The organism is Streptomyces parvulus, assembly GCF_014648855.1.
Classification (GTDB): domain Bacteria; phylum Actinomycetota; class Actinomycetes; order Streptomycetales; family Streptomycetaceae; genus Streptomyces; species Streptomyces parvulus.
In genome coordinates this window covers 241,896-254,716 of sequence record NZ_BMRX01000004.1, presented here as the reverse complement: position 1 = coordinate 254,716, position 12,821 = coordinate 241,896, and the positions used below count along the sequence as shown (strand labels likewise).

Below are 12,821 nucleotides of genomic sequence, written 5' to 3'. Positions count from 1 at the left end.
CCTTACTTGGGTTAGCCTGCCGTCATTCCTTGGAAGGGCGTTGAGTCTTCGATGATGGAACCGACCGCTCGGCTCGTACTGCTTTCTCCCAAGCACCTCACCGACATCCGCAGGCGCACCGGGGACTTCGACGACCGGACCATCGCCGCCGCGTGCGCCGTCGGCCTGTCGTACTGGGCGACCGGACGCAGCCCCGCGGGGCTCGACCTCACCGACGGCACCCTCTTCGGCGACGTGCTCGGCTGGGTCGCCAACGGCGGTGCCACACCCGGCGGCTGGGTCGTCGGAGCGGAGGGCCGTACCATCACCCTCCCGGACGGTGTCGTACCGGAGGACGCGCAGCTCGCCCTCGACGACCTCGCCGACTTCCCGGACCGGCCCCTGGGCACCATCGGCCCCTCCGGCCCGGCGGCCCGGCTCGCGAGCCTGGCCGAGTGGAACGACACCCACGCCGACCGCGACCGCCCCACCCTCGTCGAGATGTTCCTCGAACAGGCCCGCACCCGACCGGACGCGGTCGCCGTCGTCGACGAACACCGCACGCTGACCTACCGTCAGGTGGCGACCCTCTCCGCCCAGCTGGCCCACGCGCTGGCCGGACGCGGGCTGACCGCGGAGCAGACCGTCGGCATCTCCCTGGAGCGCTCCGCCGACCTGGTCGTCGGCCTGCTCGGCGTCCTCCGGGCCGGCTGCGCCTTCGTACCGCTCGACCCGCACTGGCCCGCAGAGCGCCGCGCCGTCGTCATCGCGGACGCCGGCATCGTCGCGCAGCTCAACGCCACGGGCGTACCCGCGCCGGACGAACCCGACGCGCTGCCCGTCGACCTCGGGGACTGGAGCCACGGCTCCCACCCCGCCGACGCCCCGCAGACCCTCGTGCACGGCGACTCCCTCGCGTACGTCATCTTCACCTCCGGATCGACCGGGCGGCCCAAGGGCGCGATGATCCGCCACGCCGCGATCAGCGAACGCCTCCTGTGGCAGTCCCAAGAGATCCTGGGCTTCGGCCCCGACGACGTGTCGCTGTTCAAGGCGCCGCTGTCCTTCGACATCTCCGTCAACGAGATCTTCCTGCCCCTGGTCCGCGGCGGACGGCTCGTGGTCCTGCGGCCCGGCGGCGAACGCGACCCCCACCACCTCCTCGGCGTCATCGCCGAACAGCGCGTCACCTTCACCTACCTCGTGTCGTCCATGCTGGACGTCCTGCTGGAGATGGCGGGCGACTCCGGGCGCCTGGACAGCCTGCGGCACGTGTGGTGCGGCGGCGAGGTGCTGACCCCGGAACTGTACGAACGCTTCCGCACCCGGCTCGACATCCCCCTGTACCACGGTTACGGCCCGGCCGAGACGACCATCGGCGTCTCCCACGTCGTCTACCGGGGTGCGGCCGAACGCCTGTCGACCTCGATCGGCAAGGCCAACCCCAACACCCAGCTGTACGTCCTCGACGACGAGCTGCGGCCGGTCCCGGTCGGCGTCGGCGGCGAACTCTACGTCGGCGGCTTCCTGTTGGGCCGCGGCTACGTGGGTGCGCCCGGACTGACCGCGTCCCGGTTCGTGGCCAACCCGTTCGCCGACGACGGCTCCAGGCTGTACCGCACCGGAGACCTCGCGCGCTACGCCCCCGACGGCTCCCTGGACTTCCTCGGCCGCGCGGACAACCAGGTCAAGATCCGCGGCATGCGCCTGGAGATCGAGGACGTCGAGATCGGCCTCGCGGAACATCCCCGGGTGCGCCACACCTGCGTCGTCGCGAAGAAGAACGCCGCCGGCGGCACCTATCTGGTGGGCTACGTCATCCCCGCCGCCGGCCACGAGGACCTGCGCGCCGAGGAGGTCAAGGCCTGGGCCGGGGAACACATGGTGGAGTACATGGTGCCCACCCACGTCGTCGTGACGCCGGAGTTCCCGCTCACCGCCAACGGCAAGGTCGACCGGAAGGCGCTGCCCGAACCGGTGGCCCCCGCCGCCGCGTCCGCCCCTCCCACGACCGACGACGAGCGGACGGTGTGCGCGGCGGTCGCCTCCCTCCTGCGCCTGGACGAGGTCGGCGTCGACCAGGACTTCTTCCAGCTCGGCGGCGACAGCATCCTCGCCATCTCCCTCCTGGGCGCGCTGCGCGAGGCGGGACTGTACGTCACCGCCCGGCAGATCTTCACCCACAGCACCGTGGGAGCCCTGGCCGCGGTGGCGAGCCGCGAGGACACCGCCGTCGTCGACCACCGGGACGTCCCGGCCGGCACCGTCGTGGGCTCCCCGATCGTGCAGTGGCTCGGCGAGACCACGGACGCCGTCGACGGCTTCGTCCAGTCGGTCGTCCTCAACACCCCGGCCGACCTCGGCCCGGACGCCCTCGACGCGGTCCTCGGCGCCGTGACGGGCCGGCACCCCATGCTGCGCGCCCGGCTGGTCCGCGGCGACCGCTGGAGCTTCGACATCCCCGACGAGGCACCCGCCGCCCCCTGGCAGGAGAGCGACCGCCCGCTCGACGCGTGCGTCGCCCTCGCCACCGAGGCACTGGACCCCGCCGCCGGCGTCATGCTGAGCGCCGTCTGGCGCCGCGCGGCCCGGCAGTTGGTCGTCGTCGCCCACCACGTCGTCGTCGACGGCGTGTCCTGGCGGATCATCATGGAGGACCTGGCCACGGCCTGGCGCCAGTTCTCCACCGGCGCCCCCGTCGAACCGCCCCGCGAGGGCACCTCCTTCCGGCGCTGGACACAGCTCCTCGAGCGCGCCTCCTACGACGCCGACAGCGCCCCCTACCGACGCCCGCTGCCCGGGCCCGACCAGCCGCTGGCCCACCGCCCCCTGTCCCCGGCCGACACCGTCGCCCGGGAGCGGGTGCGCACCGTGCCCCTCACGCCCGAGGCCACCGCCGCCGTCCTCGGCGAGACGCCCGCCCGGTTCCACACCGGCGTCAACGACGTGCTGCTGACCGCACTCGCCGTCGCCCTCGCCCGCCGCCGCCGCGACCTGGGCCAGGACCAGACCTTCGCCCACATCGAGCTGGAGGGCCACGGCCGCGAGGGACGGTTCGTCGCCCCGTCCGCCGGCTTCGAGCCCGAACTCTCGCGCACCGTCGGCTGGTTCACCACGCTCTTCCCGGTCGTCGTCGACCCGGGCACCGCCCCCGACCCGACCGCGCCCGGGTACCTGGCCGGCGCCCTCAAGGCGGTGAAGGAGGACCTCGCCCGCATACCGGACAACGGCGTCTCCTACGGCGCCCTCCGCCACCTGGCGGGCGTCACCTTCGACGCCCCGGCACCGCAGGTGCTCTTCAACTACCTCGGCCGCTTCGACGCCGGCGCGCCCGGCGACTGGCAGCTGGCGGGCAACACCGAGCAGCTCGGCGAGAAGCGCGACCCGCGCATGCGCCTGCCCCGCGCCCTGGAGTTCAACGCCGTCGCCGAACCCGGCGCCGGCGGCGGCTACCAGCTCGTCACCACCGTCTCCTGGCCCGACGGCATGTTCACCGACGAGGACATCACCGTCCTCACCGGGTACTACCTGGACGCCCTCAACGGGCTCGCCGCCCTCGACGGGGGCGGCCACTCGCCCAGCGACTTCCGACCGCTGGCCCTCACGCAGGCCGACGTCGACGCCCTCGACGGCCCCGCGCTGCGGGACGTCCTGCCGCTCACCCCCCTCCAGGAGGGCCTGTACTTCCACTCGGTCTACGACGACGACGCGCACGGCAGCTACGTCGAACAGCAACTGCTCACCCTGGAGGGCGAGGCCGACCCGGACCGGCTCGCCGCCGCGGCCACCCGGCTGCTCGCCCTGTACCCGAACCTGACCGCGCGCTTCGTGGCCATCGGCGACGGCCGGGTGGTCTCCGTCCTGGAGAACGGCGTCGAGGCGCCCTTCACCGTCCTCGACCGCCCCGGCATCACCGACGACGAGATCCGCGAACTCGCCGAGCGCGACCGCCGCGCCGGCTTCGACCTGACCACCGGCCCGCTGATGCGGTACACCCTCGTCCGCACCGCGGAGCGCCGGCACGTCCTGGTCCAGACGGTGCACCACATCATCGCCGACGGCTGGTCGGTGCCGCCCATGCTGCGCACCCTGCTCGCCGAATACCACGCGCCGGGCACCGTCCACCCCCTCGGCGGCTTCCCCGACCACGTGCGCCGGCTCGCCGGGCGCGACGGCGAGGAGAGCGCCCGGGTGTGGCGCGAGCAGCTCGCCGGACTGCCCGGCCCCTCACTCGTCGCCGAGGGCCACACCCCCTCCGAGCGGTTCGCCGACACCGCCGTGGTGCCGGACACCGACGTCGACGCCGCCGCCCGCGCCGCCGGGGTGCCGCTCAGCGTCGCCGTGCACGCGGCCTGGGCGCTGACCCTCGGCGGTGTCCTCGGACGCGACGACGTGGTCTTCGGCTCGACGGTCTCCGGACGCGACGCCGACGTGCCCGGCATCGCGGACATGGTCGGCCTCTTCATCAACACCATCCCCCTGCGCGCCCGGTGGACCGCGGACACGACCGCGCGCGACCTGCTCGCCGGGGTCCGCGCACACCAGAGCGCGGTCCTGCCGCACCAGCACGTCCCGCTCGCCGGCATCGCCCGGGAGGCGGGCGCGGGCCCCCTCTTCGACACCCTCGTGGTCTTCGACGTGGCCACCGACACCGACGAGCTGCGGCGGCCCGGCGACACCCTGGCCATCACCGCGATCGTGAACGAGGGCGCCCCGCACTACCCGCTGACGCTGGTGGTCGAGCGCGCCCCCGACGGCCGGCCGCGCTTCAACCTCATCCACGACGGCGAACTGGTGCGGGAGCCCCGCGCCCGGCACCTCCTGCACACCTTCACCCGGACCCTCACCGGCCTGCTCACCCGCCCCGACGCCCCGGCCGCCCACCTCGCCACCGAGGAGCCCGCCGAGCAGGTCGCCCCCGCCACCCTCGGCGCCCTACTCGACGCCGCCGCACGCCGCGACCCCGCCGCCACCGCCGTCACCCAGTGCGCCCTGGACGGCACCACCCGGTCCCTGACCTACGGCGAACTGGCCCACGCCAAGGACGGCCTCGCCGCCGTACTGCGCGCGGCCGGGGTGGGGCCGGGCGGGCGCGTGGCCGTCGCCGTCCCGCGCTCCGCCGAGCAGGTGGTCGCCCTGGCCGCGGTGGTCGGCGCGGGCGGAGCCTACGTCCCGCTGGACGAGGCCTACCCGGACGAGCGCCTGGAGTACGTCCTGGCCGACTCCGCTCCGCAGGTCGTCCTCGTGGCCGCGGAACAGCGCGACCGCTTCGCCCGGCTGCTGGACCGCGCCGGCGTGCCCGCCCGCCTGCTCGTACCGGGCGAGGAGCCCCCGCAGCCGTCAGCGGCGGACACCACCGAGCCGGCCCGCGAGCCGGACTGGCGCGACCCCGCCTACGTCATCTACACCTCCGGTTCGACTGGCCGGCCCAAGGGCGTCGTCGTCCCGCACGCCGCCGTGGTCACCCTGCTCGCCCGGACGCGGCCCGACATGGGGTTCGGCCCGCACGACGTGTGGGTCCAGTTCCACTCCTTCTCCTTCGACTTCGCGGTCTGGGAGCTGTGGGGCGCGCTGACCCACGGCGCCGAACTGCTGCTGCCCGACTACGCGCTGACCCGCTCCCCGGTCGACTTCCACCGGCTGGTTCGCGAGCGCGGGGTGACCGTGCTCAACCAGACACCGTCGGCGTTCCACCGGTTCGCCGAGGCAGACCTGCACGCCGGCGGACCGCTCCCGGCGCTGCGCCGGATCATCTTCGGCGGCGAACCGCTGGACCTCGGGCGCCTGCGCGGCTGGGTCGAACGGCACGGCACCGCCGCCCCCGAGCTGGTCAACATGTACGGCATCACGGAGACCACCGTCCACGTCACGCACCGCGTCCTCGGCGACGCGGACTTCGTCACCGGCGAGGACGTCAGCCCCATCGGCGGTCCGATCCCCGGCCTGGTCACCCACCTGCTGGACGACCGGCTCCGCCCCGTGCCGCCCGGCCGGGTGGGCGCCATCTACGTCGCCGGCGACCAGGTGTCGCTCGGCTACCTGGGCCGGCCCGGACTCACCGCCGGCCGGTTCGTCGCCAACCCGTTCACCGGGGACGGCACCCGCATGTACCACACGGGGGACCTCGCCCGCCGCACCCTCGACGGCGAGCTGGAGTTCGTGGGCCGCGCCGACGACCAGGTCCAGCTCAAGGGGTTCCGCATCGAACCCGGCGAGGTGGAGGCCGCGCTCCGCGAACTCGACGGAGTCGTCGACGCGGCCGTCACGGTGGCGGACACCGGCGACCACCTGGTGGCCCACGTCGTGGGCCGCGCGCCCGACGACCTCACCGCGCTCCTGTCGGCGAAGCTCCCCGCGCACATGGTGCCGGGCCGGGTGCTGCCGCTGGACGCGCTCCCGCTGACCGTCAACGGCAAACTGGACCGCGCGGCCCTGACCGCGCGCGCCGCGGCGGCCGCCCCCGACCCGGCACCGCCCACCGCCCCGGCCCCCGCGGACCGGCCGGACGCCGACGCCCTCGCGGCCCTCGTCGGCGTCTTCACCGAGGCGCTGCCCGGCACCGCCGTGGACGCGGCCACCGACTTCTTCGCCGCCGGCGGCGACAGCATCGTCGCCATCACCGTCGTCAACCGCGCCAGGGCCCTCGGCCTGCCCCTCGCCCCGCGCGACGTGTTCCTGCTGAGGACACCCCGCGCCCTCGCCGAACACCTCGGCACCCGCGTGCCGAGCACCGCGCCCCCCGCGCCCACCCCGCGCGAGGACGGCCCGGTGGCCCCCACGCCGATCATCCTGCGCCGGCGCGAACTGGGCGGCCCGCTCGCCCGGTTCGCCCAGGCCAGGACGGTCCCGGTCCCCGAGGGCGCCGGCCTCGCCGACGTACGGCGCGCCGCCGGGGCCGTCGTGGACACGCACCCGGCGCTGCGCCTGCGCCTGCGCGTCCGGCACGGCGTCTGGTCCCTCGGCACGGAACCCGCCCGCGAGGCGACCGTCGTCCCCGAGGACGGCACCGACACGACGGCCGCCGCCGAGCGTGCCGCGGGCCGGCTCGACCCCGAGGCCGGCGCGGTCGCCGCGTTCACCTGGCTGGAGGCGAGCCGCACCCTGGTCGTCGTCGTGCACCACCTCGCCGTCGACGCGGTGTCCTGGCTGATCCTCCTCGACGACCTCGCGGACGCGCTGCGCGGCGCACCCCTCGCACCGCCGACCACCTCCTACGCCGAGTACGCCGAGGCGCTGACCCACCGGTCCGCCGCCGACACCGACGGCCTGGACCACTGGCTCACGACGCTGGCGGCCCCCACCCCCCTGCCCCCGGCCAAGGGGTTGCGCGAGACCACGGCCGTCCTCGAAGCCGAGGTGAGCGAGCGCCTGACGCGCACCGCACCCGCCGCACTCGGACTCGGCCTCACCGAACTGCTGTGCGGCGCCCTGCGCACCGCGCTGACCCGGGTCCAGACGGAACCCACCGACCTGGCGATCGACCTGGAGCGGCACGGCCGCGTCCCGGCCCTCGCCCACCACGACTACACCCGCACCGTCGGCTGGTTCACCGCCATCGCCCCCGTACGGCTCACCCCGCACACCGACCCCGTGGCCGCCGCCCGCGAGACCGCCGAACGGCAGCCCGACGAGGGCGCGCACGCCGCCTACGGCCGGCTCAGGTACCTCAACCCGCAGACCGCGCCGCTCCTCGACACCCACCCGCAAGTCCTCTTCAACTACCTGGGCCGGGGCGACGAGTCCCACGCCCCGCGCCTGACCGGGGACGAGGGCACCAGCCCGTACGCCGTCGAGGTGAACGCGTGGACCGACGCCGCCACCGGCGCCCTGCACGCGGACTTCATCCTCGCCGCGGGCGTCCCCGACGCCCTCACCGAACACTGGCTGGCCGCCCTGCGGCACATCGCCGAGGCGGCCGCCACCGCCGAACGCACCGCGCCGGTCACCCCGCTGCAGCGGGGCCTGTTCTTCCAGGCCCAACTGGCGGGCCCAGCCGGGCACTACGTGGCCCAGAGCTACTTCACCTTCGACCGGCGGCTGGACGCCGACGCGCTGGCCGACGCCATGGCCGCCGTGATCGCCCGGCACCCGGTCGTGGGCGCCGGCTTCACGACGGACGACGACGGCGACCCCGTACAGGTCCTCGCCGCCGGCCGGCGGGCCGTCGTCCGCACCGTCGAGGCGGCCACGGACGCCGAGGCCGAGGAGCTGCGGCTCACCGACCGGGACACGGGCTTCGACCTCGCCGCACCACCGCTGATCCGGCTGACCGTCGTACGCCTGCCGGACGGCCGCGACGGACTGCTCCTCAGCTATCACCTGCTGCTCTGGGACGGCTGGTCGCGCGAGATCGTGCTGCGGGACCTCTTCGACGCCTACGAGGCCGTCCTCGCGGGCTCGCCGCCCGCCGCGGTCCCGGCCGCACCCGGCTTCGAGGACCACGCCCGGACGCTCGCCGCCAAGGACCCCGCCGTCTCCGAGCGGTTCTGGGCGCGCCACCTGAGCGGCCTGTCCGGCCCGACCCTGCTGGCCGGCCCCGGCCCCGACCTCACCGACGACCTGCCGCGCGCCCTGGTCCACACCCTGGACGCCGAGCGGTCCGAGCGGCTGCGGGAGGCCGCAAGGACACACGGCGTCACGCTGAACTCCGTCCTCACCGGCGCCTTCGGCCTGCTCCTCGGCGCCCGCACCGGCCGCACCGACGCCGTGTTCGGCGTCACCGTCTCCGGCCGCGACGGCGAGGGACTGAGCGACATCGTCGGCGTGCTGCTCAACACCGTGCCCGCCTGGACGCGCGCCCGGCCGCACGACACGGTCCGCGACTACCTCACGGCCGTCCAGACGGCCAGGGCCGACGCCATGGAGCACGAACACCTCGGCCTCGGCGAGATCCAGCGCGCCGCCGGCCACGACACCCTGTTCGACAACCTCTTCGTGCTCCAGAACTTCCTGGACCTGGACGCCTTCGCCGAGATGAACGCCCGGCACGGCATCACCTCCGTGCGCGCCGACGACTCCACGCACTACCCCTTCACCTGGGTCGTCACCCCGGGCGAACGCCTCACCGTCAAGCTGGAGTACCGCGACCGCGACGACGCGAACGCCCGCCGCCTGCTCGACGACTACCTGCGCGTCCTGGACGACCTGGCCCGCTCCACCGGCCCGGTGGGCGCGCTGACCGGCCTCGGTCCCGCACCCCGCCCCGCCGGACGCACCGACGTCGGCACCGACACCGTCGTCGACCGCTTCGACCTCGCGGCCGGCCGCGCCCCGGAGCGGGTGGCGCTCGTCGCCGACGGCGCCACCATGACCTTCGCGGAACTGCGCGACCGCAGCCGCGCGGTGGCGGGCGTGCTCGCCGGGCGCGGCCTCGGCCCCGAGACGACCGTCGCGATCGCCGTACCGCGCTCGCTCGACTCCATCGTGGCCCTCTTCGCCGTACTGCGCGTCGGCGCCGCCTACGTCCCGCTGGAGCTGGACCACCCCGACGAGCGCATCGCCGCCATCGTGGCGGACGCCCGCCCCGACGTCACTCTCACCGTGAGCGCCGTCTCCCCGCGGCTGACCGGCCACCTGATCGAGCTGGACCGCCCGCTGCCCGACGCCGCCCCGTACACGACGTTCGCGCCGGACGACCCGCACCGGCTGCGGCACCCCGCGTACACGATCTACACCTCCGGCTCCACCGGGAAGCCCAAGGGCGTGGTCACCGAGTACGCCGGACTGACCAACATGCTCGTCAACCACCAGCGCCGGATCTTCGAACCGGTCCTCGCCGAGCACGGCCACCGGACCTTCCGGATCGCCCACACCGTGTCGTTCGCCTTCGACATGTCGTGGGAGGAACTGCTCTGGCTCGCCGACGGCCACGAGGTGCACGTATGCGACGAGGAACTGCGCCGCGACGCGCCCCGGCTGGTCGAGTACTGCCTCAAGCACGGCATCGACGTCGTCAACGTCACCCCGACCTACGCGCAGCAGCTGGTCGCCGAGGGGCTGCTCGACGACCCCGCCCACCGGCCCGCACTGGTGCTGCTCGGCGGCGAGGCCGTCACCCCCGCCCTGTGGCGGCGGCTCGCCGAGACCGAGGGGACCGTGGGCTACAACCTGTACGGACCCACCGAGTACACCATCAACACCCTCGGCGTCGGCACCTTCGAATGCCAGGACCCCGTCGTCGGGGTCGCCATCGACAACACCGACGTCTACGTCCTGGACCCCTGGCTGCGCCCCTCGCCCGACGGCGTCCCCGGCGAGCTGTACGTCTCCGGCATCGGCATCGCGCGCGGCTACCTGGGCCAGCCGGCGCAGACCGCGCACCGCTTCGTCGCCTGCCCGTTCGGCGCCCCGGGCGAACGCATGTACCGCACCGGCGACCTCGTGGTCCGCCGCCCCGACGGCAATCTGGCCTACCTCGGCCGCACCGACCAGCAGGTCAAGATCCGCGGGCACCGGGTCGAACTCGGCGAGGTCGAGGCCGTGTTCGCCGCGCACCCGGCGGTACGGTTCGCCGCCGCCGTCGCCCAGCCGGACCCGCAGGTCGACGGCGCCCACCGGCTGGCCGCCTACCTGGTCCTCGACGGCGCCGAGCTGGCGGAGGTCGCGGCCGAGGTCGGCGCCGCGCTCCCGGACTTCCTGCGCCCCACGCACTACGCGCGGGTCGACGCCATCCCGCTGACCGTGAACGGGAAGGCCGACACCAAGGCACTGCCCGAGGCCAGGCCGCTCGGCGCGCTGACCACGGCGGGGGAGCGCGGCCCGCGCACGGAGACCGAGACCACCGTGTGCGAGTTCTTCGCCGAGGCACTGGACCTGGACGACGACGAGGTGAGCGCGGTCGGCGACTTCGTCGCCCTCGGCGGGCACTCCATGCTGGCGGTACGGCTGACCGGACTGCTCCGCCGGGAGTACGGTCCGGTGATCACCATCCGCGATCTGTTCACCCTGCGAACCCCGGAAGCGATTGCCCGCCACCTCGATGAAAACTCCTGACAAGCAGCGGACCCGCCAGGGGTCCGGCATCCTCCGCACCGCCCTGCGGCGCAACCTCGGCGCGATGGTCGCGGGCACCGTGCTCATGGGCCTCTACCAGGCCGCCGAGACCGCCTTCCCCATCGCGCTCGGGCTGATCGTGGAACACACGATGCGCGACCGCGGCCCGGGCTCGCTCGGTGTCTCCATCGGCGCGCTGGCCGTGATCATCACCACCGTGTCGCTGTCGTGGCGGTTCGGGATGCGGGTGCTGCAGAAGGCCAACACCACCGAGGCGCACCGCTGGCGGGTCCTGGTCGCGGGCCGCGGACTGGAGCCCGTGGCCCGGGACGCCGACCTCAAGTCCGGCGAGGTGCTGACCATCGCCACCGAGGACGCCGACCAGACCGCCGACATCATCGAGGTGGTCCCGCTGCTGATCAGCTCGCTGGTCGCGGTGCTGATCGCGGCGGTCGCGCTGGGCCTCGCCGACGTCCGGCTCGGCCTGCTGGTAATCGTGGGGACGGCCGCGATCCTCACGGTGCTGAGCGTCATGTCCAAGCGGATCGGCTCCAGCACCCGCGAACAGCAGGCCCGGGTGGCGCGGGCGGGCGCCAAGGTCGCCGACCTGATCATCGGCCTGCGCCCGCTGCACGGCTTCGGCGGCAACAGCGCCGCCTTCCGCGCGTACCGCGGGGTCAGCACGGAGGCGAAGCAGCAGTCCATCACCGTCGCCCGGGTCAACGGCGTCTACGCGGGCACCGCCCTGGCCCTCAACGCGGTGCTCGCCGCCGCCGTGACGCTGACGGCGGGCTGGCTGGCCTTCGCCGGACGGATCAACATCGGTGAACTCGTCATGGCGGTGGGGCTCGCGCAGTTCATCATGGAGCCGCTCAGGCTGTTCTCGGAGATGCCGAAGTACGTGATGATCGCCCGGGCCTCGGCCGAGCGGATGGCGCTGGTGCTCAGCGCCCCGCCGGTGACCACGCCCGGCACGGGCCGGCCGCCGTCGGGCCCGGACCTGGAGGTCGACTGCGTGCGGCACGGGACGCTGCGCAAGGTGCGGTTCCGGGTGGGCGCCGGCGAGTTCGTGGCGATCGCCGCCTACCAGCCGCGCGCCGCCGCCGAACTGGCCTCGGTGCTGGCGCTGAACGTGCCGCCCGACGCGTACGACGGCACCGTGCGGCTCGGCGGCCGCGACCTGGCGGACCTCCCGGTGGCGGCCGTCCGCGAGCACCTGCTGGTCAACCCGTACGACGGGGAGATCTTCGCGGGCACCCTGCGCACCAACATCGACCCCTCGGGCACCGGCCGGCCGGTCGACGCGGCGGTCGAGGCGTCGATGCTGACCGACGTCGTGGCCCTGCACCGCGACGGCCTGGACTACGCCGTCCGCGACCGCGGCGCCAACCTGTCCGGCGGCCAGCGCCAGCGGCTCTCCCTGGCCCGCGCGCTCGCCGCCGACACCGACGTGCTCGTCCTGCGCGACCCGACGACGGCCGTCGACGCGGTCACCGAACAGCTCATCGCCCGCAACGTCGCGAAGCTGCGCCGGGGCCGCACCACCCTCGTGATCACCAGCAGCCCCGCCCTCCTGGACGCGGCCGACCGCGTCCTGGTCCTCGACGAGGGCGTCATCACGGCCGAGGACACCCACCGCAACCTGCTGGCCGCCGACGAGGAGTACCGACTGGCGGTGACCCGGTGACCCGGTGACCCGGTGACCCGGTGAAGCCGGTAACGCAGGTCTCGCACAGGTGTCCCGCGATGCACCCGTCCCGGATGTTTGCCGTGGCACACACGGGAAAGGGGATCTGTGATCACCGGAGCCGACAATCCGGTGCACAGCGTGTGAAAAGTGATCAGCAAGG

At 74.3% G+C, this 12,821-nt stretch carries 2 protein-coding genes; both read left to right on the top strand.

Annotation, left to right across the window (positions count from 1 at the left end):
• Nucleotides 1-51 precede the first annotated feature (51 nt).
• Entirely contained in the window at nt 52-10,971 is a 10,920-nt protein-coding gene (locus tag IE108_RS09000; RefSeq protein WP_064731373.1) for a non-ribosomal peptide synthetase, read from the top strand.
• On the top strand, nt 10,958-12,658 hold the full coding sequence (locus IE108_RS08995) for an ABC transporter ATP-binding protein (protein ID WP_064731374.1): 1,701 nt from the start codon (nt 10,958-10,960) through the stop codon (nt 12,656-12,658). Before IE108_RS09000 ends, IE108_RS08995 begins: the two co-directional genes overlap by 14 nt.
• Nucleotides 12,659-12,821: the final 163 nt, after the last annotated feature.

What these genes read in the sequence shown, in the direction of transcription:
- IE108_RS09000 (WP_064731373.1), top strand. Translation starts at nt 52, where the DNA reads ATGATGGAACCGACCGCTCGGCTCGTACTGCTTTCTCCCAAGCACCTC.
- IE108_RS08995 (WP_064731374.1), top strand. Translation starts at nt 10,958, where the DNA reads ATGAAAACTCCTGACAAGCAGCGGACCCGCCAGGGGTCCGGCATCCTC.